Origin of the sequence: Mycobacterium yunnanensis, from assembly GCF_025823185.1 — a bacterium.
Classification (GTDB): Bacteria; Actinomycetota; Actinomycetes; order Mycobacteriales; family Mycobacteriaceae; genus Mycobacterium; species Mycobacterium yunnanensis.
Map to the genome: position 1 here is coordinate 537,872 of NZ_JACKVK010000013.1, position 25,855 is coordinate 563,726.

Genomic DNA, 25,855 nt, shown 5'->3' on the forward strand with positions numbered 1-25,855 from the left:
CTCTAGCGTCGAGGACCAACCCGCCCACCGCCGCCAGGAGACCGTCATGACCGCAACAGCACTGCGCTTTGGAGTCTGGGCCTTGGTGTACGGCACGTGGGGTGCGCGCCAGCACCCCGATGAGCCGGTCGACGCGTCGTGGGCGCGCACCAGGGACCAGATCGTCGAAGCGGACCGCCTCGGGTTCGACGCCACGCTGGTGGCGCAGCACGAGGTCAATCCCGCCGGGGATCACTACGACCAACTCGAAGCGTGGACCACCAGCGCTGCGCTGGCGGCCTTGACCGAGAACATCGAGATCATCACGGCGATCAAACCCGCGCTCTACCACCCGGTGGTGTTGGCCAAGCAGGCACTTCAGATCGAGGAGATCAGCGGGGGCCGGTTCGGCGTCAACGTCGTCAACGCGTGGTTCAAGCCCGAGATCGCCCGCGCCGGGCTGCCGTTCCTCGAACACGACGCGCGCTACGCCTACGGCCGGGAGTGGCTCACGATCGTGCAGTCTCTGATCGCGGGACGACGAACGACGTTCCACGGCAGATACTTCGACATCGATGACTATCAGCTCGTGCCGGCGAGCCGGTATCGCGACCGGCCCGCGATCTACGTGGGCGGCGAGTCGGAGCCCGCACGGGAGCTGGCGAAGGACTTCGCCGATGTCTGGTTCGTCAACGGACAGCCCGAGGAGGACGTGCGGCGCCTCGTCGACGACGTCGCTGCACGCCACCGCACCGGCCGTCGGCTCCGATTCGGGTTGGCCGCGTTCGTCATCGGCCGCGAGAGCGATCGCGAGGCCGCCGACGAACTCGACTACGCCTTCGACTTGGCCAGCCGGGACGTCGCCGAGACCGAGTCCGTCCTCTCGAATGCCGACCCGAACGCCGAGATGTTCAAGACCTTTGCACGCCATCCCCACGTCGGCACCAACGGGGGCACGGCCGCCGGCCTCGTCGGCAGTTACGACACCGTGGCCGAACGGATCCTGCGCTTCGGCGCCCTCGGCATCGAGACGTTCATGTTGCAGTTCCAGCCGTTCGAGTCGGAGATGCGGCGCTTCGCCGAAGAAATCATCCCCCGAGTGCGCCGGCTGGAGAGACTCGCCGCGTGAGGTCAAAGAATCAGGTTGGCCCAAACACTCCTCGTCTGTGACACCACCCCCTAGCGTTGGATGACGTGCATTCCGTCGATTCCCTGCAGCGCCCGTGACGAGTACCCTCCCCGACGCCGGTGCGGCAGCCGACGAATCGGCGGCGTTCGTCGAGCTCCTCGCCCAGATCGCCGAGGGCGCGCAACGTCGCGAGCAGGAGCGAATCCTGCCCCGCGAACAGGTGGCTCGGCTGGTCGACGCCGGCATCGGCAAACTCAGGATCCCGGTCGAACAGGGCGGAGCCGGAGCAAGCCTTCCCGAACTGTTCGACGTGATCATTCAGCTGGCGGCGGCTGACGCCAACGTCGCGCACATCCTGCGGGCGCACTTCGGCTTCGTCGAGGAGCAGTTGCACAACCCCGATCCGGTCGCCGCCCGACGATGGCTGGGCCTGGCGGCCGACGGCAAGCTCTTCGGCAACGCCGTGAGCGCGCAGAACGGACTGCCGGTGGGCCGCACGGCGGGAGCCTCGCACCTCGACACCACCCTGACGCGCGACGACACCGGCGGCTTCCGGTTGAACGGCGTGAAGTTCTATTCCACGGGAACGCTATTCGCCGATTGGGTGAACGTGCAGGCCGCCGACGCCGACGGCGCGTCCTACCGTGTGACCGTACCGACGGACCGGGCGGGTGTGACGGTCGAAGACGATTGGGACGGCTTCGGTCAACGGCTGACCGGAACCGGCACGACGCGATTCGCGGACGTGCGCGTCGACGCCGACGAGACGCAGCGCGTCGACGCCCGCGACACCGACCCCAAACCCACCTATTACGGCGCTTTCTACCAGCTCTACCTGCAGGCACTCACCGCAGGGGTGCTCGCCGCCGTCCGGTCGGATGCCGTGGCGCTGACCCGCAGGCGCGATCGAAACTTCAGCCACGCAAGCCAACCGCTACCGGCCGACGACCCGCAGGTACTCCAGGTCGTCGGCGAGATTGCCGCCGACGCCTTCGCCGCCAGGGCGATCGTGCTCACGGCTGCCCACGCGCTGCAGGTGGCCTCCGACAGTGAGCGCGCAGGCGTGTTCGATCCCGATGCCGCGCAGGACGCCCAGCTGGCCGCGGCACAAGCCAAGGTCGCCGTGGACCGCTTCTCGTATGCGACGGCCGCCCGGCTCCTCGACGTGGGCGGCGCCTCCGCCACGCAGGTGCGCTACGGCCACGATCGGCATTGGCGCAACATCCGCACGATTTCGACGCACAATCCGACGTTCCTCAAGGCGACCGCGATCGGGTCCCGTCTCGTGAACGAAACGCCGCTTCCACAGAATGGATTCTTCTGAAGATGACCGTCGTCGTCGTGGGAAACCCAAAGCCACTGTCACGCACCAGAGCAGCTGCCGAGCTGGTCGCGACGAAACTCACCGGCACGCCTCCGGAACACGTCGTCGACGTGGTCGACCTGGGGGCGGGCTTGCTGGGCTGGGGCGATCCGAAGGTCGCCGAGGCGAAGGCCATCGTCACCTCAGCGGATCTGCTGGTGGTCGCATCCCCCACCTTCAAGGCGACGTACACCGGGCTGCTGAAGTTGTTCCTCGACCAGTTCGGTGCCGGTGAACTCAACCAGATCCCGACGTTCCCGCTGATGCTCGGCGGGTCGCTTGCGCACTCACTGGCCCCGGAATTGACGTTGCGTCCGGTGCTCGTCGAGATCGGGGCGAGTTGCCCGGCACCGAGCCTCTACCTGCTCGACTCCGACTACGAGGGTTCGGCCACTCTCGACGCGTGGCTGGACGTCGCGCGCCGACATCTGCCGGGAGGGTCCGGCTAGGACCGGACGGACGTGGTCGACGTTCCGAAGGCCTCCTGAGCCAGGTCGTCGAGCTCACGCCCCCGCGTCTCCGGCCCGGCGAGGTAGCCGGCGATGGTCAACAGCCAGATGGCGCTCAGCGCCAAGTAGGGAGTCTGCAGACCGTAGTTGGTGATGCCCCAGCCGACGACGGTCGGCGCCGCTACGGACACCAGGCGTCCGCCGCCGACGGCAATTCCAAAGCCGGTGCCGCGCAGGATGGTTGGGAACAGTTCGGAGATGTAGGTGTCGCCCACTCCCCACAGCCATCCGAGGGTGGCGATCGACACCGCACCGAAGACGAGGTACTCGGATCGGTCATCGGAGGTCACCGCCAGGATGGTGGACCCGATCTCGATGAGCGCGGCGAGGATTGCCGAGGGACGGCGTCCCACCCAATCCGCCAGCGCGGTACCCAGATACACGAACACCGCCTGCAGCACGAAGAACACCAGCGCGTAGCGAATCGCCTCGATCGTGGTTGCGTGGAACCTCGCCACGACGTAGGTGGTGAGGAACAGCGTCATGCCCCAGTAGCCGACGGCGTTGGCGGTGTAGATGAGCCATCCGACGACCAGACGCCGCCGGACGCCGGGAAGCTGCCAGAGCGAGGGTGTCTCGGCGCCGGACTCGGACTCGACGGTAGCGCGCGCCTCGGTGTAGCGGTGCGACTCGGTGATGCCCTGGCGGACCAGGAACAAGATGACGGCGGGGACGATGGCCACCACGAACGCCGCTTGCCAGCCAAAGTGCGGCACCAGTGCCAACGCGACAGCGGCCGCCAAGACATACCCCAGCGAGAACAGCGAGAAGATGACGCCACCGACGCCGATGGCGCGCGTCTTGGTGGGCCAGACCTCGGCCGTGTAGGGCGCGCCGACGGCGAGCTCGCCCGCCCCACCGACGCCGGTGAGGAACCGCAGGCCGGTGAAGGCGGCCACGTTGGTGGTGAGTCCCGCCAGCGCGGTGGTGATGCCGTAGAGCAGGATCGACGCACCGAGGGTCGCCTTACGGCCCCAGCGATCCGCGGCGATGCCGAATCCGATGGTGCCGATCGTGTACCCGAGCAGGAAGATCGAACCGATGTAACCCGCCTGTGCATCGGTGATGTGCAGGGTCTTCTTGATCTCGGGCAGGACCAGCCCGTAGATGTTGACCGCGTAGGAGTCGAAGCCGTATCCGAGCCCCGCCGTCACCGCGACGAACAGGGCTTGCCGGAACGTCGGTCCGGCGCGGCGAGGAGCGTCGACCGAGACGCCGTCGGGTGATGTCACGTGGGAACGCTTCCTGACTTAGAAGATGAGGCCCTGAGACGAGCTCGCCGCCGCGAAACGGCGTTGCACGTCCGCCCAGTTGACGACGTTCCAGAACGCCTTCACGTAATCGGCCTTCACGTTCTTGTATTGGAGGTAGTACGCGTGCTCCCACAGGTCGACCTGGAGCAGGGGAATGATGCCGAGTGGCACGTTGGCCTGCTGGTCGTAGAGCTGGAAGGTGAGCAGCCGATTGCCCAGCGTGTCATAGCCGAGAACGGCCCAGCCCGAGCCTTGCAATCCGTTGGCCGCGGCGGCGAACTGGGCCCGAAACTTGTCGAACGAGCCGAACTGATCGTCGATCGCCGCGGCGAGTTCGCCGGTTGGCTTGTCCCCTCCGTTGGGCGACAGATTCTTCCACCAGATCGAGTGGTTGACGTGACCGCCGAGGTGGAACGCCAGGTTCTTCTCGTTGAGGAAGATCGCGGCGTGATCGTCGTTGGCACGAGCTTCCTCGAGCTTGGCCAGCGCGTCGTTGACGCCCTTGACGTAGGTGGCGTGATGCTTGCCGTGGTGGATCTCGTTGATCTCACCCGAGATGTGCGGTTCGAGTGCTCCGTAGTCGTAGTCGAGGTCTGGCAGGGTGTAGTCGGTCATGAGATCCATTCCATGTCGTCGTGTTCGGTCGTGGTGAAACTGGTCAGTCCGGATATTCGGGTCCGACGGCCGTGCGAGCCCCGAGCGGGCGGCCTCCTCCCCAGCCCAGTTCGCGTCGGTAGCCGCCGAGCAGTCCGGCGGCTTCCAGCCCGTGGGCGTCGCGATGGGGCGAGCCCCCCGCGGCAGGGGCGGTCAGCGGGGCGACGAACAGTGCATCGGTCGGGCAGTACGCCTCGCACTGGAAGCACGTCTGACAGGTGTCCTGGCGCGCAATCACCGGTACCCCGTCGTGGCCACGGTCGAAGACTCGCGTCGGGCAGACCTCGATGCACCTGTCACACCCGATGCAGCGCTCGGCCGACACGAGCTCGATCACGCCGCCTTCCCGTCCGCGCCGGCGGAGCGGACGGCCTCGGGGCGAGTCCACAATGCGTCGAGCCCGCCGATGAGTAGCCGGTGGCGCTGTGTGGGATCTTGTCGCGGAAGGTCGACGCGCTTGTGCATGCCGCGAGTCTCGTTGCGCTGCAACGCAGCGTGGTACATCCACCGCGCATGGGCCGCCATCGCCGCGGCTTCACGCGCACGGAAGACGTCCTCGCCGGTGTCACCAAGACTCGCTCGCACGGCAGACCACACGTCGTGCAGTGACTCCAGGGCCCGAACCAGATGAGCGGGATGACGCAGGAAGTTGTCCTGGTGCGGCAGCACCCGCCGCTGTACGGCGGCCGTCACCGCCCGGTGGTCGAGTCCGACGGGGCCGGTGGGGCGCAACCCGGCACCGCCAATGGCCCGTAGTCCGTCGGGGCGTGCACCGCGGTTCCTGGCGAACGTCGCGGCACCGCGGCCCGCCCAACTCCCCGACGACGCCGCCCACGCCGCGTTGTGGCTGCCTCCACCGGTGAAGCCGCCGCAGATCAGTTCGCGGGTGGCGGTGTCACCGGCAGCATAGAGGCCGGGAACGTCGGTGGCGCAGTCGAAGTCGGCAATCCGTACCCCACCGGTGCCGCGCACGGTTCCCTCCGCGACGAGCGTGATCTCGAAGAATTCGGTGAACGGGTCGATCCCCAGCCGATCGAAGACGAGGAAGAAGTTGGGTTGTCCCCTGCGCATCGCGCGCCGTTCCTCCTCGGTGGCGCGGTCGATGCGGGCGAACACCGGTTCGTCGCGCAACGTCTCCGCGATCAGCGTGCGCCCTCTGGCGCTCCCCGCCCCCTCGATGACGCTGTGGTCACCACGGTAGAACGTGGCCCACGAGTAGTAGGCGGTCTTGGTCAGCGACGTTCCCTTGGGTGCGATGGCGAACGAGTTGGAGAACTCCATGCCTGACAGGACCGCACCCGCCTCGACGGCCATCAGCGCACCGTCACCGGTGTTGACGTCGCACCCGAGCGTCTTGGACTGGAAGGCACACCCACCGGCGGCGAGGACGACCGCGCCCGCCTCGATGCGCACCGCGCGACCCGACGCTCGGTCGAGGGCCACCGCCCCCGACACCACGCCGTCGGCGTCGACGAGGAGTTCCAATGCCGGGGTGTGGTCGAGGATGCGGACGCCGAGGCGCTGCACCCGGGTCCGTTGTCTGCGCATGTATTCGGGGCCCTGAACGTCACCGCGCAACGACCTGCCGTCGGGGCCGACCGGGAACGGGTAGCGCTGCACCGTGGCCAGTTCGTCCATCCGGTCATGGGTCTCGTCGAGCACGCGAGTCATCCAGTCACGCTCGGCGAGGTGGCCTCCGAGGGCCTCTCTGCTGGCCATTGCCGCCTCGCGCAACTCGGGCATGTCGTCGACGTACCACACACCGGTGCCCACCGATGCGGTCGCCCCGCTGGATCCGGTGTGGCCCTTGTCCACGAGCACCACGTCGACTCCCTCCTGCGCCGCCTTGATCGCGGCCCAGGTCCCGGCGGGACCACCGCCGATGACGAGGACGTCCGTCGAGACTGCTTCTAGCGCAGCGGCTTCGGTCATCGGACTCCTTCAGGAAGTGGCACGAAATTGGTTGGGTGGAACGGCGAGACCGTAGTGCTCGCGCAACGTGGCGCCGCTGTAGTCCTCGCGAAAGAGGCCCTTGCCGCGCAGAATCGGAAGTACGTGTTCGACGAAGACCTCCAACTGCGACGGCAGCGCGGGGGCCATGACGTTGAAACCGTCGGCCGCCCCGCCCTCGAACCACGAGATGACGGTGTCGGTGGCCTGCTCGGGGGTTCCGACGAAGGTGAAGTGGCCCCGCCCGCCGCCCAGCCGCGACAGGATCTCCCCCACGGTGAGGTGTTCGCGCACGGCCATGTCGATGATGAGATCCGACCTGCTCTGTGAGCCTTGCAGTTTCGGCCGCTGAAGGATTAAGTCGGGTAGCGGTGCGTTCAGATCGAACACCGACGGTTCCACCTCGAGGTTCCAGGCCAGCTGCGACAGCCCGTATTCGGGTACGCGGAGGTCGTCGAACTGGCGCGCCAAGTCGTTGGCCTCGGCTTCGGTGGACCCGATGAACGGCACGATGCCTGGCAACACCACCACGGAGTCGGGATGGCGACCCGCCGCGGCGGTCCTCGTCTTGATGTCACGGTAGAAGTCCGCGGCGCGCTCGTAGGTCTGGTGTGCGGTGAAGATGGCCTCCGCGTGCCGGGCGGCGAAGTTCTTGCCGTCCTCGGATGAGCCGGCCTGCACCAGTAGTGGGTGGCCCTGGGGTGGGCGTTCGACGTTGAGCGGACCCGCGACCTTGAAGTGGTCCCCGACGTGGTCGACCGCGTGCAGGCGGTTCGGGTCGGCGTATCGGCCGGATTCCTTGTCGGCCAGAACAGCGTCATGCTCCCAGCTGTCCCAGAGCGCCTTGGCGATGGTGAGGAATTCGTCGGCCCGCGCGTAACGCGCGGCATGGTCGGGCCGGTCGTCGAGCCCGAAGTTGGCCGCCTCGTCGGCCCCGGCGGAGGTGACCACGTTCCACCCGGCCCGTCCACCGCTCACGTGGTCGACCGATGCGAGACGACGTGCCAAGTTGTACGGCTCGTTGTAGGTCGAGGAGACCGTCGCTATGAGACCGATTCGACTGGTGTGCTGCGACAGCGCGGTCAGTAGGGTGAACGGCTCGAGTTGGCCGGGAGGCCGGAACTCACCGCTTCCGGTCAGCGCCGGGCCGTCGGCCAGGAACAGCGAGTCGAACTTGGCCGCCTCGGCCACGGTGGCGAGTCGGATCCAGTGAGACAGATCGAAGTCCGCCCGTGGATTGCTCTCAGGCAAGCGCCAGGCAGCCTCGTGATGTCCGGCCTCCATGAGGAAGGCGTTGAGGTGCAGCTCTCGCCTGGCAGTGCTCACAGGTAGGTCTCCGTCTCTGGTAATGCGTTGGCGCTAGGACGATTTCGAGCTGTCGAAACCATCGGGCAGGAGGTTGTCACTGATGGTGGTGAGATCGACCCTCTTCGTGATCTCGCCCGCCTCGAAGAAGGCGTCACTGAGCGCCTGTTCGGCCTTGACGTCCTCGGGTAGGAACTGGGTGATCTTGAAGGGGAACGAGTCGACGGTCGCCCTGGCATCCTTCTGCGGCACGCCGGTCTCCTTGGAGATCGCCTTGGCGTACTCGTCGGGATTCTGCTGTGCCCAGTTGAAGATTCGGGCAACACGCGTCAGCACGTCGGCCAGGGCCGCCCGCCGAACGGGGTCGCCGAGGGACTTGTCGGTGGCCACATAGTAGTTGTTCGACTGGTCGATTGGCGGTACGCCCTTGGCGATGATGCGGGCACCCTGGCCCACCGCGACCGAGGACTGGGGATCCCAGATGGACCACGCGTCCACCTTGCCGGTGTTGAACGCCGACGCGCCGGCAGCGGGGCTGAGGTACACGAGTTGGACGTCCTTGGGCGTCAAGCCGACGCTCTTGAGCGCCAGCAAGGCCAAACCGTGCGCGGAGCTGCCCTGGGGAACGGCGATCCTCTTGCCCCGCAAGTCACCGAGGCTCTGAATCGACGAGTCCTTGGGTACCAGGATGTTCTCGGCCGCCTTCGTCGGATCGGCCCCACGCTGCGTCGCGACGATCTTGAAGCCATACTCCTTCGCGGCCCCGGTGATCGGCGGAACGGTACCGACACTGCCCAGGTCGATGTCGCCGGAGGCCGCCGCCTGCACCAGCGGCGGCCCGTAGTCGAACCGCGCGAACTTCACCTTGTACGGCGCGTCGTCGAACGCACCGGTGACCTTCGCGAGTTCCTCGCTGCCGTCACCGCCGTTGTCGCCAAGGGTGAACGAGAATTGACTCCACTCGGGGTGGGCCACCGCCGATCCGGTCGGCTTGCTCAACGCGCCCTGCGGACCCGCTGCCGGTGAACTGCACGCCGCCAGCACGCTGGTGGCGATCAGTGCGACGGCCGTGCCGACGAGACGAAACTTCCGGTGGGACATGCGTTCTCCTAGTTCACGTGGCCGCTGGCGAGTCCGAGGTCGCCAAGCAGTTCGAGCCGAAGTTGTTCGCGGGCGACGCTGGCCTCGCGATCGGCCGCCGACAACTGGACGTCGTGAGCACTTCCGATGCGCCCGTGGCTCATCACCACGACGCGGTCGGCCAGCGCGATCGCTTCGTCGACGTCATGGGTGACCAGCAACATCGACGCGTGGTGCCGGCGACGCAGTTCGCGCACCAACTCGTGCATCCTGACCCTCGTGATGGCGTCCAGCGCCGCGAAGGGTTCGTCGAGCAGGATGAGCTCCGGTTCGGCGACCAACGCCCGCGCCAGCGCGACCCGTTGCGCCTCGCCCCCGGAAAGCTCCTTCGGCCATGCCCTTTCGCGCCCCGACAGGTGGACGTCTGCCAGCGCGCGACGGGCGCGTTCGTCGGAATCCGAACCACGCAGTCCAAGGGTCACGTTGGACAGGACCCGCTGCCAGGGCAGCAACCTGTCACCCTGGAACACGACGGCACGCTTCGCGGGCACCTCGATGCGGCCGCCATCGGGCCGGTCCAGGCCGGCAAGCAGTCGCAGCAACGTGCTCTTGCCGCACCCCGAGGGTCCCAGCAGCACGACGAGTTCCTCGCCGGCGATGGTCAGGTCCAGCCGGTCGAGAACGGTGCGCTCGCCGAACCGCCGCACGACCTGCTCGGCAAGGACACCCGTCCGCTGCCTCGCCGCGGTCACGTTCGGGGCGCTCACGACGCCTCGAAGCTCGGGCGCCACCGCAACAGCACGCGCTCGAGGATCCGCACAATCTGGTCGGCCAGCAGGCCGAGCACCGAATAGATGACCAGCCCGACGAAGACCTGATTGGTTTGCAAGTAGGTCTGCGCCTGGGTGACCAGGAACCCGAGGCCCTGGTTGGCGTTGACGGTCTCGGCGGCCACCAGGCCCAAGACGCTGTAGGCGAGCGAGAAGCGCAGCCCGACGAGGAATCCCGGAAGGGCACCGGGTAGCAGGACCCGCCCGATGATGCGCGCCCGTCCCGCTCCGGTGGTGCGGGCCATCTCGATCAAGCGCTGGTCCACCCCCCGGATGGCGGCGAACAAGTTGAGGTACATCGGCACTCCGGCGCCAAACGCGATCAGCAACACCTTGGTCAACTCGTCGATGCCGAACCACACGATCATCAGCGGCAGCACGGCCAGCAGCGGGATCGTGTTCAGGATTTGAGCCAGCCCGTTGAAGAGGTATTCGCCCCGTCGGAGGAAACCGCCAAGCACACCGGTGACGATGCCCACCGTCAAGCCAAGCGCAAGACCGATGCCCGCGCGCTGCAACGAGATCAACAGGTCCGGGCCGAGCACACCGTCTCGCCACAGTTGCACCACGGTGGCTGCGATGTCGGTCGGCGCGGGTGCGTAGAGCGGTGGAATCACCCCGGTGACGCCGAGGATCTCCCAGACCACCAGGATGACCACGGGCGTGGTGTAGACGCCCAGTGGCCAGTGCAGCCGCTGCCACAGCCGGGCCGGTGCGCCGAGGGGTCGATCGTCCGGCGGCAGGAACACGTCCCGGCCCGCCAACGGTGTTCCCTCGGCGGCGGAGGCCGTGCCGACGTTGGGCCGGGCTGCCAGACCGAGATCTGTCATGGGCTACTCCAGTCGGTTGCCTTCAATGGCAGGGCATCTGGGCAGGGCGCGATGCGCGACGACCAGGTTCTGCCTCCACCATGGCCTCGCGAGCACCATCGGCCGAGCTATGAAATCGCTGGGATTCTTTCGTCGGACCGTGGCGCGGTGCCGGAATGCGTCTACGCTGGGGGTGACAGCGCCTAGGGTTCCGGCACGCCGCACTGCGGCCTGCGACTGGTCCGAGCGGCGCCACCGCAGGTCCCGACGACATGCGGTCATCTGAACGGACAAAAGCCTGGAGGATCTCCGCCGGCGTGCCCCACGCCGGCGAGAAGGTCCTGTCCGTGATGGCTCTGTCGTTGATCTTCGTCCTCGCCCTGGCCGCCGGCGCGCTCGGCAGCGTCGTCGGTACCGGATCGTCTCTGGTGCTGCTGCCGGTGCTGGTGGTGCTCTACGGGCCCCGGGAGGCGGTGCCCATGATGGCGATCGCCTCGGTCCTCGGCAACGCCGCCCGAGTCATCGCCTGGTGGCGCGACATTCACTGGCGCGCCGTCGCCGTCTACTCCGCACCGGGCGTCCCCGCGGCGGTTCTGGGCGCACACACCCTGCTGACGATCTCACCGCGGATCGTCGACGGATTGCTCGGCGTGTTCTTCCTGGCCATGATCCCCGTCCGCCGGGTGGCGGCGGCGCGGGCCTGGCGCGTGCGCTGGTGGCACCTGGCGATCGCCGGTGCCGTGGTGGGTTTCCTGACCGGCCTGGTGCTGTCGACCGGCCCCCTGAGCGTCCCGGTGTTCACCGGGTTCGGGTTGTCGGCAGGACCCTTCCTCGGCACGGAGGCCGCCAGTGCCACGGTGCTCTACGTGGCCAAGCTGCTCACCTTCGGCGGCTTTGGGGTCCTCGTGACGAAGCTGGTGCTGCAGGGGCTCGTCATCGGGATGGCACTGATGATCGGGCCCTTCGTCACCCGCCGCCTCGTCAGGAGCATGCGGCCCCGCCTGTACGCGCTCGTCGTCGACGGCGTCTTGATCGTCGCCGGCGCAGGCATGTTCGCCACCACTGTCTCCGTGACCTGACCGCCGGCGGGATGGCCGGTTCAGCCGGTGGCGCTGCCGGATGAGTGAACGGCCCTGCGGGTCAACGGATCTCGCAGTCCAAGATGACCGCGGAGGGTATTGGACGTGTACTCGGTGCGATAGACGCCTCGCTCCTGGAGTTCGGGGACCAGCCACTCGACGATGTCGTCGAGTCCGCCGGGCACCAGGTATGGCGAGATGTTGAAACCGTCGGTGGCGCCGGCCCGAACCCAGCGCGCCAACTCGTCGGCGACTTGACCGGGAGTGCCTACGAAACCCGAGCGCAGAGACGTCTCGATGGCGACCTGGCGCAGCGAGAGCCCCTTGGCCTCGGCCAGGGCCCGCCACTCCTTGGCGATCGCGACCGGATCCTTGCCGTCCCTGGCTGCACCGCGCGTGACCGAGATCGGCGCGGGTATCGGATCATCCTCGGGTAGTGGACCATCGGGATCGCGGTCGGACAGATCGCGCCCCCACACCTGCCCGACCAGGGACAGCGCGGTCTGCCCGGTGTACTGACCGTCGAGAACCCAGCGCCGCTTCTCCTCGACCTCGGATGCCCGTTCCGCCAAGACGATCTGGGTACCGGGCAGGATCTTGATGTCGTCGGCCGGTCGCCCGGCCGCGACGAGCCGTGCCCGGATGTCGGTCGCGAAGGCGAGCGCGTCGTCGAAGTGGGTACCGTGGCGCGAGAAGATGACGTCGGCGTTGGCGGCCGCGAAGTCACGTCCGGTCGACGAATCCCCGGCTTGGAAGATCACCGGATGGCCCTGGGGGCTGCGGGGCAGCGTCGCGTCGAGGGAGACGTCGAACTGCGAGGTCGAGACGTCGACGTGCCGGACGGCGTCGGCTCGAGCCCAGGCGTCGGCTGCCGTGGACGTCGCGATCGCATCGTCGGCCCACGAGTCCCAGATGGCGCGGGCCGCGCGGATGAACTGACCGGCGCGTTCGTATCTGAGCTCGTGGTCGAGGTATCCGCCGCGCCGAAAGTTCGCCCCGGTCCACGCGTTGTCGGTGGTGACCGCATTCCACCCTGCGCGACCGCCCGAGAGGACGTCGAGGCCCGCCAGACGCCGTGCCAGATCACCTGGTTCGTTGTACGTGGTGTTCTGAGTGGCGACCAGTCCGATGTGCTCGGTGATGCCCGCGAGCGTCGACAGCTGGGCGATGGCGTCGGGGCGGCCTGCGATGTCCAGGTCGAGGATCTTGCCGTCCTGCTCCCGCAGGCGCAGCCCCTCACCGAGGAAGAAGGCGTCGAACAGCCCGCGCTCGGCCGTGGCGATCATCCGGCGGAACGTCTCGAAGTCGATTTGTGACCCACTGGCCGGAGCCGACCAGATCGTCGTGTGGTTGACGCCCTGGAAGAAGACGCCGAAGTGCACCTGGGCGTCCTCGCGATGCCGATCCGACGAACTCATGGGGTCCTCGCATGACGGTTGCTGGGCCGGGCGAGGCCGAGGTTGTCGCGCAGCGACGACCCTGGCACCGGACGGTGGGCGACGCCGGACCGAAAGAGGGCGGGCAGCACGTACCGCGCAAGCACCGGAAGATCCTCGTCGATCACGGCCGGGAACAGTCGCACTCCGTCGGCGTGACGTGCCAGGTCGTCGAGCAGGTCCACCAGACCGCCTGGGGGACCCACGTATTGGAGGCGCGAAGGGGTCTGGGCGGGGTGGTGACGGTCGAGCTCGGCCAGACGCTCCGCGGCGGTGACACCCGCGAGGTCGAGCGCGACCGACACTTCGACGAACGCCAGCCCGGGGCTGCGCTGCGCGGCTGCCACCGCGGCCTCGCGTTCGGACTCGACGACGAGGACGACGTCCACGAGTGGCTGATCGGCGCCGGTGCCGAAGACGACCAGCTGTCCCTGCGGCGGTCTCGGCACGATCGCCGGGCCCTTCACCGAGAACGACTCTCCCTCGAAGTCGACGTAGTGCAGCTTGTCTCGATCCAGGAAGCGGCCGGTCGCGTAGTCGCGGATGACGGCGTCGTCCTCCCACGAATCCCACAGGGCCCGCACGACGGTCACCGAGTCGCGCTGTTCACGATCGAGGTCGTCGGCCCGGACCGCCGGCCGCCCCCAGGCCCTCGCGATCGCCGCGTCTCGGGCACGGGCGGCGATCCACCCGCCGCGACCGCGCGAGGCGTAGTCGAGGGTCGCCAGCTGCGACGCGGTGTGGAACGGCTCGGCGTACGTCGTCTCGACGACCGGCACCAGGCCGATCGTGGACGTCGCAGCGGCGACGAACGAGGCACGGTTCACGGCGTCGACGCGAGCTCGCACGTCGCCGCGCGGAGGCACGATCGAGTCGTCGAAGGTGGCCAGCGTGAAGCCCGCGTTCTCGGCAGCGCGCACGCGCGCCAGCAAGGTGCGTCCGCTGAGCGACTCGCTGGGCGGGTGGTTGGCGCGGCGCCATGACGCGGGGTGGCTGCCCTCGCCGTCCAACTCGATTCCCAGCCCGAACACGCTCACGCCACGACCTCCTTCGCGTGCGACTGCGCGATCAGGGGGCGACTGGGAAATCGTTCGCGAAGGACCGGTGCGACGTCGGATTGGAACAGCTCGAGGCTGCGACGCTGGTGCCCGGGCGGCAGCCCGTCGACGTCGGCACTGAGATGCATCACCTCGTGGCCGAGCCGTTCGTGGTAGCGGCCCACCTTGTCGATCACCTGCCCGGGACTGCCCACGATGGCCGAACTGCGCTCGACCAAGTCGTCGAGAGACTCGAACACCACGGGCAGTCCCATTCGGCGCTGGGCCGCGAGGCGCGCCTCGAAGATCGGGCGGTAGGCCGCTTGCGCCTCCTGCGAGGTGGGCGCCACGTGAAAACCGGCCGTGCCCGCTCCCACCAAGGCCTCCTCCGGGGGCCGGCCGTAATGCGCCCAGCGCTGCCGGTAATGCGCGACGAGCTCGGCGTAGGGCTCGACGGGGTAGGTGACGTTGGCCGAGAAGATCGGATCACCATGTCGGGCCGCCAGTTCGACCGACTCGGTACTGGTGGCGCTACCGTGCCAGATCCGGAGGTGGGACTGCAGTGGCCGGGGCAACGCCTTGGCGTTGACCAAACTGGGCCGGAACCGGCCCGTCCACATCACCCGGTCGCTCTCCCACAGCAGACGGAACAACTCGTAGCCCTCGCGGTTGCGATCCCATTGATCGTCGGTCGTCACGTGGAACAACTCCGCCTGCGCCGCGCCGTTGCCCTTGCCGATGATGAGTTCGAGGCGACCGTCGGACAGATTGTCCAGCGTCGAATAGTCCTCGAAGGCACGGACCGGGTCGAGCAGGCTCAGCGTGGTGACCCCGGTGAACAGGCTGATGGTCGACGTGCGGGCCGCGATGTTGCTCAGCACCACCGGCGGCGACGACGAGATGAACGGGTCTTCGTGTCGCTCCCCGACGGCGAAGCCGTCGAAACCCAGTTCCTCGGCCAGCACCGCCTTGTCCACGACGTCTCGGAGCCGTTGGGCAGGACTCTTCCGCACCCCCGTCACGGGGTCGTCGGTATGGCTAATCAGCGTGAGCAACAAGAACTTCACATCGACACCTCAGCGGTTGACGTCGTCGGGACCAACCGTGTGGCGGGCCCCTGCATTCCCGGCCCGCATTCCCGGCCCGGATCCGCTTAGCCCTGCCCCAGCGCCACGGCGCCGAGCGCCTCCAGGACGGCATCGGTGTTCGGCGGGTGCAACGATCCGGTACGCACGTCGCGGTAGAGCCGCTCGAGCTCGTGCCGGCGCGACACCGACGAGGCACCCACCACCTGGACCGCGACGTCGACGACTTCGCGGGCCGTGGTGGTGGCGAACTCCTTGGCCGCCAGCGGACGCAGCGGCGCCCAGTCACCCGTCCCCGGCGTGGTGACCGAGTCGAGCAGCGCCGAGACGGCCTCGAGCTTGATCTCGGCCTGCGCCACCTGACGCTGCACGGCTGGCTTCTCGGCGTGTCGGGAGATCCCGTCGCGCAACGAGGTTCGGCTTTGAGCGCCGAGGATCGCCACATCCAGTGCCCGGCGGGCGATGCCCAAATACACACTCGACACCAGCGGCAGGTACCACTGGAGAAGGGCGCCGAGATACTCCGGATACACCGGTCCGACCGGATGCGTGGCGACCGTCTTGTGCGCTTCGGCGATCGCGTCCTCGAACACGGTGTCGTGGCTGGAGGTCGCCCGTACGCCCAGCGCGTCCCAGGTCTCCTCGATCCGGACACCCTTGGCGTTGCGGTCGACGAACGTGTGCACGATGACGGGATTGTCCGGATCGGAGTCGTCGCGGGCGTGGATGCCGATCTCGTCCCACACCGGCGACAGCGACGTGAAGACCTTGCGCCCGGTGATGCGATAGGAGCCGTCGGGCTGGGGAACGGCCTTTACCTGGGAATCGTCGAGACCGACGTCGTTTCCCCGCTCACCGTGACCGGCGGCGAAGACGCGTCCCGCCGCCAGCGCGTCCAACAACCAGTCCACGTCGGCCAGGCCGCGCGCGGCAGCCTCGGCGGCCGAACCGGCCCAGTAGAGATGCATGTTGACCGCCAGCGCGGTTGCCGGGGCCCAGTAGGCGAGGTGGCGCTGCTCGGCGACGAGCTCGGCCAACGACACACCGGCGCCACCGAGCCGCTCGGGAAGGGGTGCCTTGAGATAGCCGCGCTCGACCAGTTCGGCGAAGTCTTCGGCGAAGAAGGCGTTCTCGGCGTCGTAACGCGGGGCACGGTCGTGAAAGCGGCGGTAGTCGGCGTCGGTGAAGAAGCGGCTCCGAAACCCGTCGGCCAGCGGGCTGGTGCCGCTGACGACGGTGGGCTGCGGGCGCGAACCCTGCTCGACGGGGTGGACGGTGTCGATGACGGTCATACCTCAGATGATCCTCACCACGGCCGGACGTACCAGGCTTGCAGTCGGCGAGATCGAAAACTGCGCCTGCTCACGAATCTCGAGGCCGTGCTTCACCGGCCAGTCGTCGGCGATCGAGCGGCGTGGTACCACCCCACACCCCATGTGGCTCTTGCGTCGCCACCGCGAAACGTCGGCAGGGAACCTGCACCGGGCATGTCCAGCAGATCTGTCGTGCAACGGTTTCCCGCTCGCGACGGGCCCGGCGCGTCTCGCGCTCGGGAGGATAGAACACCTCTTCGGCGACGGTCCGGCATCGGGCCTTGACTCGCCACTCCCCGCGCGCGAGGGCGGAGCCCGACGGTTCGGGCTGCAACGGAGCGATGAAGACTGTCACCACGGCCTCGATTCACACTTTGCGACGCACACTGTTCCCACGCTCACTATGGGGCTCGCGGAGTTCCTCAGGGACCCTTTGGATCGCGGTGATTGCGTGCGTGCGCAACGGGTCAGCGCGTCCGTCTGACGTGGGCGGCGATGCGCATGTCCCGCATGCGCTCGAGATGGCTGACCATCAGCGTCCGAGCACCTGCCGAGTCGCCGTCTCGAATTGCCGCCATGATGCCGAGGTGTTCGTCCAAGCCGCGTCGAGTGGTGGGCGACGGCGTGCGGTCCGGGCGGTAGTCGGTCAGCATGTCGTCGAGTTGACCGAGCGTCGAGGTGATCACGGGACTGCGGGCGGCGTCACGCAGGGCCACGTGGAAGTCGGAGTTGAGCTGGGGGTGACGGGTATGGTCGGGCTCGTCGCGGCGCAACGCGAGGAGGTGGTCGAGCCTGTCGACGTCGATGGTGCCACGGCGCGTGGCCGCCAGGGACGCGGCCGAGCCCTCGAGGGGAATGCGTGCCTCGTAGATGGCCTGAATTTCCTCCGCGGAGCGTTCGCGCACCACGTAGCCACGCTCGGTGCGGTCGATCAGCCGATCGTGCGCCAAGCGTGCCAGCGCCTCGCGCATCGGGGTGCGGGACACCCCGTAGAGCTGGCCCAGCGTGGTCTCCAGCAACACCGTGCCCGGCTCGAAGCGTCCCGCCAGCAGGTCGCCCTTGACCCGCAGGTAGTGGGCATCGGCTCGGGTCGCACCAGTGAAGACGTTGGCATTCATGCGATCTGGCGACTCCTTTCGCACGCGTCGCTCGGTTGACGCCGTTTCGACTCAGCGTATACGCTCGTGTACGTGACCCGATGGCTGCATCTGGCCGCTCTGTCGAGCGGTTTCCGCCAGCTGGTCACGCCATGCGTACCTCGCATATTCGCCGACGCCTCCGATCTGGTTCGTCGCCGCTACGTCGACCTGCTCATGGTCAACAGCTGTCTCTGTCCTAACTGACCTGCGTCGTCACGCCGCGGCCCGAATCGGGCTCGGAGACGACCGCGATCTGAAGTGACTTCCGCGCTGCGACCGTTCCGTCGCGTTGCAGTCCACCCCTGCCGAAGGCGAGCATCCATGTCCGACGATCGACGCATGCACCTTGGTTTGACCATCTGGCCCACGGGCTTTCACCCCGCTGCGTGGAGACTGCCCGGCTCCTTCACCGACGGAAACTCCAACCCCGCCCTGCTTCGCACGGCCGCCCAAACGGCCGAGCGCGGAATCTTCGACTTCTTCTTCATCGGCGACCGGTTGGTGGGGCTGACGGATTCACAGTTCGCCAATCCCAACGAGGTGCTGCGCCCGGAGGCCCTCACCCTGGCGTCGCACATCGCCGCGGTCACCACGCACATCGGCCTGATCACCACCGTCAACACCACCTATTCCGATCCGTACAACGTCGCTCGGGCCACCGCGACCATCGACCATCTCAGTGGCGGTCGCGTCGGCCTGAACATCGTCACCGGCAAGAACGTCGAAGCCGCGCGCAACTTCGGTCGAGATCAGCACTGGGACAACGATCGTCGGTACGACTGGGCCGCCGAATACATCCAGGTTCTGCAATTGCTCTGGGACAGTTGGGAGGACGACGCGCGGGTCGCGGACGCCACCACCGGCCAGTTCGTCGACCCGGACCGCGTGCACCAGATCGGCTTCAAGGGCGAGTTCTTCTCCGTCGACGGTCCCCTCAACATCGAACGCCCCGTCCAAGGTCGGCTTCCCGTCGTCAACGCCGGCGCCTCGGAACGATCCCGAGAACTCGGCGCTCGATTCTCCGACTTGCGCTTCACCAACTCCTCCACGCTGGGACTCGAGGGGGCCCGCGCCTACTACGCCGATCTCAAGTCACGGCTGCCCGCCTACGGCCGGGCCCCCGCCGACCAGCTCATCGTCCCAGGGGTCGCCGTCTACGTCGAAGAGACCGACGAGGCTGCACGCGAACAATATTCGACGCTGCAACACCTGCTGCGAACCGGCCCCGCCGGGCGGGCGAAGCTGTCCGATGCGCTCGGGGTCGACCTGTCGGCGCACCCCGACGACGCGCGCGTCACGGACGTGCTCGACCCGTCGGCCCTCTCGACGACCGCGAGTCGCGTGCTCACCGATGCCGCCGAGCTGTACGGCCACGACGACCTCACGTTGGCCGAGGTGACGGCCGCGGTCGCGCGCGGGGGCATGTTCAAGGAGGTCGTCGGGTCCCCCACCCGCGTCGCCGACACGCTCGAGGAGTGGTTCACCACCGGCGCGGCCGACGGATTCATGATCTTCCCACCCCGGGTGCCCTACAACATCGAGCGCTTCGTCGACCTCGTCGTCCCCGAGTTGCAGCGTCGAGGATTGCATCGTCGCGAGTACGAGGGCACGACGTTGCGGGAGCATCTCGGCCTGCCCCGCCCGGCAAGCCAGTTCAGCGCGGCGGTGACGTCGTGAGCGGCGACGTCTTCGTCGACGTCGACCGCGTCGCCGCACGACTGCGCAGCGAACCAGACACGTTGCGCTTCATCGAAGTTCGACGCGACGACGGTGAGGCGGGCCCAGATCACCACCTGCCCAACGCCTCCGTCGCCACCCTGACCGGCGACCTGTCCCGCTCCGATGCGCCACCGACGGCGGGCAAGCGTCCGCTGCCCCACGTCGACGATCTGCAGGCCGCGCTTCGCCGGTGGGGCGTCGACGAGGACTCCACCGTGGTGGTCTACGACTACGACGGCAGCTTCGTCGCCGCCCGCGCCTGGTGGGTGTTGAGTTGGGCCGGTGTCCGTGACGTCGTCATCCTCGACGGCGGCCTGCCGGCCTGGCTGGCCGCCGGGCACCCGGTGGGGCCGCTGGCCACGGACACCCGCCCCGGCGACGTCACCGTGACAGGAGGCCACCTCGCCCAGCTGGACGCCGAGCAGGCCGCCGCGCTCGCCGACGCCGGCCGCCTGCTCGACGCTCGCACTCCCGACGCCTTCGAGGCCGGTCACATTCCGGGTGCCGGTCTGGCCAGCTCTCGGGACACGGTCGACGCCGATGGCACGTTGCGCGACGCCGACACCCTCCGCGCCCTCTACGGAATCACGTCCGACGCCGCCGACGTGCCCGGTCTGTACTGCGGTGGCGGGGTGGCGGCGGCGCACGGGGTGGCGACACTGGCTCACCTCGGTATCGCGGCGCCGCTGTTCGTCGGTTCGTTCTCCGCCTGGAGTGCCGACCCCGTCCGCCCCGTCGCGCGGACCCCGGCCGGCCAACTCGGGAGGGCCACGTGAGCCGTCCCGTGAGCAGCAAGGCACGGCGCCCGGCGACACCCGCCGGGGACCGCAGTGACCCCGACGAGTTGACCCGTCGGGACCGCCGCGAGGAACGACGGCATCGCCTGGTCGTCGTCGGTGGGCGCATCGCCATCGCCGTCCTCTTCGTGACGGTGTGGCAAGCGTCGTCGGACCGGCTCGTCCGCTCGTTCTACGTGTCCTCACCTCTGGCCATCGTCCAACGGTTGCTCGAGCTGGTCACCACCGGTGAGTTGTGGCCGCACCTGACTCAGACGCTCGTCGAGGTCGGTCTCGGCATGGCCATCGGCGTGCCGCTCGGCGCGGTGCTCGGTATCGCGTTGGGCACGTCCGTACTGCTCGGCGGCTGGCTGCTGCCCTACATGATGGCGCTCTACAGTCTGCCGCGCGTCGTCTTGGCACCGCTGTTCATCATCTGGTTCGGCGTGGGCCTGCTGTCCAAGGTCACCATGGTGGTCACGATGGTGGTGTTCGTCGTGTTCTACAACGTCTACCAAGGTGTTCAGCAGATCGACCGGGACCTCGTCGACGTTGCCCGCTCCTTGCGCGCCAGCCGCATTCAGACGCTGCGTTGGATCGTCCTCCCCTCCCTGGTGCCGTGGCTCATCACGGGCTTGCGCCTCTCGATCGGCATCGCGCTCATCGGTGCCGTGATCGCCGAATTGATCGCTGCCAGCGAGGGTCTCGGCTACTACATCAAGTACTCGTCGAATCTGCTCGACGTCACCGGCGTGTTCGCCGGCCTCGCGGTGATCACCGTCGTGGCCATCGCGCTCGATCAGCTGTTGAAGGCGTTGGAACGCCGCGTCGTTCCACGCTGACCGCTCCCCCAACTTCTGCACCAGGAGTCGACATGACCCGAACCATCACGAGATCCGTCAAGGCCTTGGCCGGGGCTGCGCTGACCACGCTGCTCGCCGCCACCGGCTGCGCCGGCGACTCGCAGGCCGACGGCATCAAGGTCGGAATCGTCTGCGGTGGACTGAGTTTGGCAACACTGACCATCGACGAGGGCCAATTGGGCGCCACGAAGGCCGAGCAGATCTGCTTCGACAGCGGGTCCGACGCCGTCCAGGCGCTCAGCGGCGGCAGCATCGACGCCTTCGTCGGCGCCGGCGAACACATCATCCGCAACCGCATCAAGGATCTCGACGTCAAGGGCTATGCCGTGACGAGCCAGGTACCGCCGTACTCGTTGGTCACGACGTCGTCCTCGACGGTTCAGAAGGTTGCCGACCTCGCCGGCCAGTCCGTGGCCGTCACGGCGCCGGGAAGCCTGTCCGACACCGAACTGCAGCGAGCCGCCGAAGAAAACGGTGTCGACTACAAGGGACTGCGGGTGGTCGGCAGCGGCACGGGCGCCACCATGCAAGCCACCGTCGAGAAGGGCGGTGCCGCCGCAGGCATGGTCAGCGACCCGCTGCTGACCACGATGGTGCAGTCGGGCAACTTCCGCGTGCTGTGGAAGCCCCAGTTCCGTTACGTCGCACTGACGGTCATCGCCAAGGAGTCCTGGGCCCAGCAGCACCGCGACACCCTCGCCGCGTTCGTCAAGGGCATCCGCGCGACTCAGGAGCGAGCCGGAACCGACTTCAAGACCACGGCGGAGACCGCCAAGAAGCAGGCTCCCGGGCTGAGCCAGGAGAGCCTCGACCAAGTGCTCAAGACCACGCTCGACCAAGCTCCCCCGGGCCTGGTCGTCGACGCCGCCGTGTACCAGGACACCGTCGACCTGCTACAGCAGGTCGGCCAGGTGAAACCGGGCACCGCCCCGTCATTCGCGGACTCCTTCGACTTCAGTCTGCTGAGTTCGCCGTGAGTGCAGTCGAATTCGACTCCGTCAGCCTGTCATACCGCACCCGCGCCGGACGGCGTCTGGCACTCGACGACGTCACGCTGACCGTCGACTCGGGTCAGTTCGTCGCACTCGTCGGTCCCAGCGGATGCGGAAAGTCGACGCTGCTGAAGACCGCCGCAGGACTGGTGACGCCCACCGGCGGGGTGGTCCGCGTGGGCGGCCAAGACGTGACGTCACCGCCCGTCGGGGTCGGCATGCTGTTCCAGAACGATGCGCTGCTGCCCTGGCGCTCGGTCGGTGAGAACGTCCGTCTGCCACTGCAGATTGCCGGCCAGCCGCGCGCGGAGCAGACCGAGCGCGTCGGCGCCCTCCTGAGCAAGGTCGGATTGTCCGACTTCGCCGACTACCTGCCGACCCAGCTGTCGGGCGGCATGCGCAAACGCGTCGCCCTGGCGAGGACACTGGCGTCGGATCCGACCGTGTTCCTCATGGACGAGCCGTTCGGCCCGCTCGACGCACTCACCCGACGAGAGATCGGCGCGGACTTCCTGCGCCTATGGGAACAGCTCCGCACGACAGTGCTGTTCGTCACGCACGACGTCGACGAGGCGCTGCTGCTGGCCGACCGCGTCGTGGTGATGAGTCCGGGCCCCGGCCGAATCCTCGAGGAATTCACCGTGTCGTTGGATCGGCCGCGCGACCCCCGCGAGCTTCGGTTCACCCCCGAGTATCACGACCTCTACGACGCCGTCTCCGACACCCTGGGCGTGGCCTAGCAGAAGGTTGGCGGTCATCGGCCTTCACCACCGCCGTTGACTGCGATGTTGGTGATGTCGGGGCCGTTGCCCAACGACTGCCACGTCCAGTTCGTCACGCGATCCGACGTGGGAATGGACTTGACCCGTTCGATGAGCGGGAACCAGGCCAAATCCTTCGTCGCGATGAGGTTGGCGTCCTTCCAGTGCGGGGTGGAGTCCTCGGCCGAGAAGGCTTGGTTCACGGCCGCGTTGAGCTCGGGATTGCGGTAGGTGACGCCGTTCCAGGTGCCGCCGGGGGCGAAGTCGGAATCCAGCCAGCCACCGAGGGTCATGCGCGCGCTGTTGCCCTGCCAGTCCGGAGTCCAGTTGGTGATGGCCAGGTCCCACTGGTCCAGCTTGGACTTGTCACTGAGGAAGGCGTTGAACGCACCGAACCCGTCGGCGGGGATCGGCGTCAGTTTCACGGTGATGCCTGCCCGGGCCGCAGCGCTCTGCACCGAGGTGGCGATCTTCTCGAATTCCGGTGAGCTGCGGAACGCGACGTTCACCGTGGGGTTTGGCTGACCGGCTTCGGCGAGAAGCGCCTTGGCCTTGTCTGGTTCGCCCTTGTCATCCGTCGTGGGATAAGGATTCTCGTCGGCGTAGCCGGCGATCGTCGAGGTGAGGATCTCGTTGCTCGGAATTGCCGAGTCCGGGCCGCCGAGTCCACGGACGACATCGCTGCGGTTCAAGGAGTAATTGAACGCCTGCCGGACACGCAAGTCCCGAAACGCCTGCTGCGCAGGTGTCTTCGGGGCGTCGGAATTGTTCCAGCTGATGAAGACCGCCGACCCGCTCGCCGACTTGTGCAGATGGTCCGGGTTGCCCTGCTTGTACTGACTGATGACGTTCGCCGGGTAGGCCCTCACGTACAGCCCGATGTCGGCGGTGCCCGTCTGGAGTTGCTGCGACACCGCGTCGGCCGAGGCCACGGTGGTGTCGAAGACGATCTGGTCGGCATAGGCCTTGCGGGGGTCCCCGTCGGCGTCGTAACCCTTCACCTTCGACAGGGTCAGTTGCTTGCCCTGGTCGTAGGACGTGATCTCGTACGGGCCGCTGGACACGTAGTTCTTGCGGAACTCGAGACTGTCGGCGAAGTACTTCGACACCACCTCCTCGGGTAGCGGCGTGACGAAGTTCAACGTGAGGATGTCGAGGATGTCGCTGGCCGGCTGGGTCAAGGTCAGCTGGAAGGTCTTGTCGTCCAACGCCTTCACTCCGCTGATGTCATGGGTGTCGACGAAGGCCTTCACCGCGTTCAGGTCACCGGCGGGCACCTTGGCGAACTCGGCCGCGTACTCCTTGAATCCGGCGAACAGCGCGTTGTAATAGGTGATCGCACTGACCTGGGCGTTGGGATCGGGGAATCGCTTGATGGCATAGACGAAGTCCCGGGCGGTGATCGGCCGGGTGCTCGCGCCGGAGAACTTGATGCCGTCGCGCAGGTGGAACGTGTAGGTCTTGCGGTCGGGACTGACGTCCCAGCTCGACGCCAGGTCGGGCACCACCTTGGTGTCGTCACCAATGCCGTCCTTGCTGCCCGCATAGGTGACGAGCTGCCGGGTGGTGGCGCGGATGACCTGCCACGATTCGGCCGAGTAGGCGATGAGCGGGTCGAGCGCGTCGACGTCGCCCACCGAGGCGATCTTCAACGTGCCGCCGTGCAGTGCCGCGGGATCAGTCGGCGCCGAAGTGCCTCCGTTGCCGCCGCACGCCGCCAGGGTCATCGACACCGCGAATGTGCTCATCACGGCGACGATTCGCCGGCCAGTCCTGTACTTCATCGTGCTCCTTCGTTTGCGGGGTTCACTTGGCGCTGCGGGCATGGGTGACGAGGTCGACGGCGAACGTGGTGACCACGAAGATCACCGCGCCGAGAAGGGTGCAGCCGATGACGACCGGTGCGTCACCGGACTTGGCGGCGTTGACCGCCAGCCGACCCACCCCGTCGAGTCCGAAGATCTGCTCGGTTATGATCGCGCCGCCGAGGATCGTGGCGAACTCGATGCCGCCCAGCGTCAGGATGGGATTCAGGGCGGCGGAGAGGGCATGGTCGAAGTACACCCGCCCCGGCGCTACGCCCTTGGCCCTCGCGGTGCGGACGTAGTCCCGCCCCGCCACCTCCAGCACCGAGGCGCGCACGACCCGTTGGAATACGCCCACCTCGGCGAGCACCAGCGTCAGCCACGGCAGCAGGAGGTGCTGCGCCCACAGCACCGGCGACTCGGTGAGCGCCACGTACCCACCGGCCGGAAACACCTTCACCCCGGCCAACGAGAGCTGGAAGTAGAGGACGTAGAGCAGGATCACGCCGGTGACGAACGTCGGCACGGCGAGCGCGCCGTAGGCGAATGCACTGGTGACGGTGTCGAAGACGCCGCCCGGCTTGCGCGCGGCGTAGACGCCCAACACGATGGACAAGGCGGCCCAGAGGATCAGTGCGCCCACCGCGAGGCTGACCGTCACCGGGATCTTCTCGAGGATCAGGTCGGTGACCGGGCGTTGCGACCGGTAGGAGTACCCCAAACTCGGTGGCCAGTGCAGAAGGCCCGTTGGCGTGCCCTTGATGTCGGGACCGCGAAACGCGAAGTGCCACAATTGCACCCACCACGGATCGTTCAGATGAAGGCTGGCCGCGATCGCCGACACCGTCTCGTCCGAGGCGTTCTCGGGGGCGAGCATGCGCGCGGGATTCTGATAGGCGACACGTGTCAGACCGAAGGTGATCAGCACGACCACGCCCACGTTGAGAATCATCCGGAGCGTCCTCAGGAACGCGAAGCGGGTCACGAGC

At 67.7% G+C, this 25,855-nt stretch carries 25 protein-coding genes; 9 read left to right on the plus strand and 16 right to left on the minus strand.

The genetic code is table 11. The features are described from left to right. The first annotated feature begins 46 nt into the window (after positions 1-46). From H7K45_RS26215 to H7K45_RS26225, 3 genes are all read left to right on the plus strand, one after another. Entirely contained in the window at positions 47-1,108 is a 1,062-nt protein-coding gene (locus tag H7K45_RS26215) for an LLM class flavin-dependent oxidoreductase (RefSeq protein ID WP_263999006.1), read from the plus strand. Positions 1,109-1,202: 94 nt separating this feature from the next. Then, positions 1,203-2,432 (plus strand): acyl-CoA dehydrogenase family protein, encoded by a 1,230-nt coding sequence (locus H7K45_RS31580; protein ID WP_263999007.1) that lies wholly within the window; start codon positions 1,203-1,205, stop codon positions 2,430-2,432. A 2-nt stretch (positions 2,433-2,434) separates the two neighbouring features. Then, entirely contained in the window at positions 2,435-2,920 is a 486-nt protein-coding gene (locus H7K45_RS26225) for an NADPH-dependent FMN reductase (protein WP_263999008.1), read from the plus strand. On the opposite strand, the gene H7K45_RS26230 is transcribed toward H7K45_RS26225, so the two are convergent. Genes H7K45_RS26230 through H7K45_RS26265 form a run of 8 tightly spaced genes read right to left on the minus strand, consistent with a single transcriptional unit; the run spans position 2,917 to position 10,882 of the window. Further along, the gene (locus tag H7K45_RS26230; RefSeq protein ID WP_263999009.1) at positions 2,917-4,212 is read right to left on the minus strand and encodes an MFS transporter; all 1,296 of its coding nucleotides are present in this window, start codon (positions 4,210-4,212) and stop codon (positions 2,917-2,919) included. The genes H7K45_RS26225 and H7K45_RS26230 overlap by 4 nt on opposite strands. Before the next feature lie 18 nt (positions 4,213-4,230). Further along, positions 4,231-4,848, minus strand: a complete 618-nt coding sequence (locus H7K45_RS26235; RefSeq protein WP_263999010.1) for a superoxide dismutase — start codon at positions 4,846-4,848, stop codon at positions 4,231-4,233. Between the two features lie 43 nt (positions 4,849-4,891). Then, on the minus strand, positions 4,892-5,224 hold the full coding sequence (locus tag H7K45_RS26240) for a 4Fe-4S dicluster domain-containing protein (RefSeq protein WP_263999011.1): 333 nt from the start codon (positions 5,222-5,224) through the stop codon (positions 4,892-4,894). Further along, complete coding sequence (locus H7K45_RS26245; protein WP_263999012.1) at positions 5,221-6,819, minus strand: FAD-dependent oxidoreductase; 1,599 nt, start codon at positions 6,817-6,819, stop codon at positions 5,221-5,223. The genes H7K45_RS26240 and H7K45_RS26245 overlap by 4 nt, the downstream gene beginning before the upstream one ends. Positions 6,820-6,828: 9 nt before the next feature. After that, a complete protein-coding gene (locus H7K45_RS26250; RefSeq protein WP_263999013.1) occupies positions 6,829-8,163 on the minus strand; it encodes an LLM class flavin-dependent oxidoreductase in 1,335 nt (444 codons plus the stop codon). 33 nt (positions 8,164-8,196) lie between these two features. Then, positions 8,197-9,243: an aliphatic sulfonate ABC transporter substrate-binding protein gene (locus H7K45_RS26255; protein WP_263999015.1), complete on the minus strand. Its 1,047-nt coding sequence runs from the start codon at positions 9,241-9,243 to the stop codon at positions 8,197-8,199. An 8-nt stretch (positions 9,244-9,251) separates the two neighbouring features. Further along, a complete protein-coding gene (locus H7K45_RS26260) occupies positions 9,252-9,989 on the minus strand; it encodes an ABC transporter ATP-binding protein (RefSeq protein ID WP_263999016.1) in 738 nt (245 codons plus the stop codon). Then, complete coding sequence (locus H7K45_RS26265; RefSeq protein ID WP_263999017.1) at positions 9,986-10,882, minus strand: ABC transporter permease; 897 nt, start codon at positions 10,880-10,882, stop codon at positions 9,986-9,988. Before H7K45_RS26265 ends, H7K45_RS26260 begins: the two co-directional genes overlap by 4 nt. Positions 10,883-11,178: 296 nt before the next feature. On the opposite strand from H7K45_RS26265, the gene H7K45_RS26270 reads away from it, so the two are divergent. Continuing rightward, a complete protein-coding gene (locus tag H7K45_RS26270; RefSeq protein ID WP_263999018.1) occupies positions 11,179-11,940 on the plus strand; it encodes a sulfite exporter TauE/SafE family protein in 762 nt (253 codons plus the stop codon). 20 nt (positions 11,941-11,960) lie between these two features. Here the strand turns inward: H7K45_RS26270 and H7K45_RS26275 are convergent, their stop codons facing one another. From H7K45_RS26275 to H7K45_RS26300, 6 genes are all read right to left on the minus strand, one after another. Then, entirely contained in the window at positions 11,961-13,358 is a 1,398-nt protein-coding gene (locus H7K45_RS26275; protein ID WP_263999019.1) for an NtaA/DmoA family FMN-dependent monooxygenase, read from the minus strand. Continuing rightward, positions 13,355-14,413: an LLM class flavin-dependent oxidoreductase gene (locus H7K45_RS26280; protein ID WP_263999020.1), complete on the minus strand. Its 1,059-nt coding sequence runs from the start codon at positions 14,411-14,413 to the stop codon at positions 13,355-13,357. The genes H7K45_RS26275 and H7K45_RS26280 overlap by 4 nt, the downstream gene beginning before the upstream one ends. Then, positions 14,410-15,480 (minus strand): LLM class flavin-dependent oxidoreductase, encoded by a 1,071-nt coding sequence (locus H7K45_RS26285; RefSeq protein WP_263999021.1) that lies wholly within the window; start codon positions 15,478-15,480, stop codon positions 14,410-14,412. Before H7K45_RS26285 ends, H7K45_RS26280 begins: the two co-directional genes overlap by 4 nt. Positions 15,481-15,566: 86 nt before the next feature. After that, entirely contained in the window at positions 15,567-16,790 is a 1,224-nt protein-coding gene (locus tag H7K45_RS26290) for an acyl-CoA dehydrogenase family protein (protein ID WP_263999022.1), read from the minus strand. A 70-nt stretch (positions 16,791-16,860) separates the two neighbouring features. Next, on the minus strand, positions 16,861-17,169 hold the full coding sequence (locus tag H7K45_RS26295; RefSeq protein ID WP_308206434.1) for a WhiB family transcriptional regulator: 309 nt from the start codon (positions 17,167-17,169) through the stop codon (positions 16,861-16,863). 109 nt (positions 17,170-17,278) lie between these two features. Then, on the minus strand, positions 17,279-17,929 hold the full coding sequence (locus H7K45_RS26300; protein ID WP_263999024.1) for a GntR family transcriptional regulator: 651 nt from the start codon (positions 17,927-17,929) through the stop codon (positions 17,279-17,281). A 342-nt stretch (positions 17,930-18,271) separates the two neighbouring features. Between H7K45_RS26300 and H7K45_RS26305 the strand changes: the two genes are divergently transcribed. Genes H7K45_RS26305 through H7K45_RS26325 form a run of 5 tightly spaced genes read left to right on the plus strand, consistent with a single transcriptional unit; the run spans position 18,272 to position 23,040 of the window. Next, positions 18,272-19,627: an NtaA/DmoA family FMN-dependent monooxygenase gene (locus H7K45_RS26305; RefSeq protein WP_263999026.1), complete on the plus strand. Its 1,356-nt coding sequence runs from the start codon at positions 18,272-18,274 to the stop codon at positions 19,625-19,627. After that, positions 19,624-20,445, plus strand: a complete 822-nt coding sequence (locus H7K45_RS26310) for a sulfurtransferase (protein WP_263999027.1) — start codon at positions 19,624-19,626, stop codon at positions 20,443-20,445. Before H7K45_RS26305 ends, H7K45_RS26310 begins: the two co-directional genes overlap by 4 nt. Beyond that, complete coding sequence (locus H7K45_RS31585; RefSeq protein WP_263999028.1) at positions 20,442-21,287, plus strand: ABC transporter permease; 846 nt, start codon at positions 20,442-20,444, stop codon at positions 21,285-21,287. Before H7K45_RS26310 ends, H7K45_RS31585 begins: the two co-directional genes overlap by 4 nt. Positions 21,288-21,319: 32 nt before the next feature. Then, positions 21,320-22,285 carry an ABC transporter substrate-binding protein gene (locus H7K45_RS26320; protein WP_263999029.1) on the plus strand — a complete coding sequence of 322 codons (966 nt, stop codon included), beginning with the start codon at positions 21,320-21,322 and terminating at the stop codon, positions 22,283-22,285. Continuing rightward, on the plus strand, positions 22,282-23,040 hold the full coding sequence (locus H7K45_RS26325) for an ABC transporter ATP-binding protein (protein ID WP_263999030.1): 759 nt from the start codon (positions 22,282-22,284) through the stop codon (positions 23,038-23,040). The genes H7K45_RS26320 and H7K45_RS26325 overlap by 4 nt, the downstream gene beginning before the upstream one ends. A 14-nt stretch (positions 23,041-23,054) precedes the next feature. Here H7K45_RS26325 and H7K45_RS26330 read toward each other — a convergent pair whose 3' ends face one another. Further along, positions 23,055-24,845: an ABC transporter substrate-binding protein gene (locus tag H7K45_RS26330; RefSeq protein ID WP_263999031.1), complete on the minus strand. Its 1,791-nt coding sequence runs from the start codon at positions 24,843-24,845 to the stop codon at positions 23,055-23,057. Positions 24,846-24,867: 22 nt separating this feature from the next. Then, complete coding sequence (locus H7K45_RS31590) at positions 24,868-25,851, minus strand: ABC transporter permease (RefSeq protein ID WP_263999032.1); 984 nt, start codon at positions 25,849-25,851, stop codon at positions 24,868-24,870. Positions 25,852-25,855: the final 4 nt, after the last annotated feature.

Coding starts and splice junctions, on each gene's coding strand:
- H7K45_RS26215 (WP_263999006.1), top strand. CDS start 47: ATGACCGCAACAGCACTGCGCTTTGGAGTCTGGGCCTTGGTGTACGGC.
- H7K45_RS26225 (WP_263999008.1), top strand. CDS start 2,435: ATGACCGTCGTCGTCGTGGGAAACCCAAAGCCACTGTCACGCACCAGA.
- H7K45_RS26235 (WP_263999010.1), bottom strand. CDS start 4,848: ATGACCGACTACACCCTGCCAGACCTCGACTACGACTACGGAGCACTC.
- H7K45_RS26245 (WP_263999012.1), bottom strand. CDS start 6,819: ATGACCGAAGCCGCTGCGCTAGAAGCAGTCTCGACGGACGTCCTCGTC.
- H7K45_RS26255 (WP_263999015.1), bottom strand. CDS start 9,243: ATGTCCCACCGGAAGTTTCGTCTCGTCGGCACGGCCGTCGCACTGATC.
- H7K45_RS26265 (WP_263999017.1), bottom strand. CDS start 10,882: ATGACAGATCTCGGTCTGGCAGCCCGGCCCAACGTCGGCACGGCCTCC.
- H7K45_RS26275 (WP_263999019.1), bottom strand. CDS start 13,358: ATGAGTTCGTCGGATCGGCATCGCGAGGACGCCCAGGTGCACTTCGGC.
- H7K45_RS26290 (WP_263999022.1), bottom strand. CDS start 16,790: ATGACCGTCATCGACACCGTCCACCCCGTCGAGCAGGGTTCGCGCCCG.
- H7K45_RS26300 (WP_263999024.1), bottom strand. CDS start 17,929: ATGAATGCCAACGTCTTCACTGGTGCGACCCGAGCCGATGCCCACTAC.
- H7K45_RS26305 (WP_263999026.1), top strand. CDS start 18,272: ATGTCCGACGATCGACGCATGCACCTTGGTTTGACCATCTGGCCCACG.
- H7K45_RS26320 (WP_263999029.1), top strand. CDS start 21,320: ATGACCCGAACCATCACGAGATCCGTCAAGGCCTTGGCCGGGGCTGCG.
- H7K45_RS26330 (WP_263999031.1), bottom strand. CDS start 24,845: ATGAAGTACAGGACTGGCCGGCGAATCGTCGCCGTGATGAGCACATTC.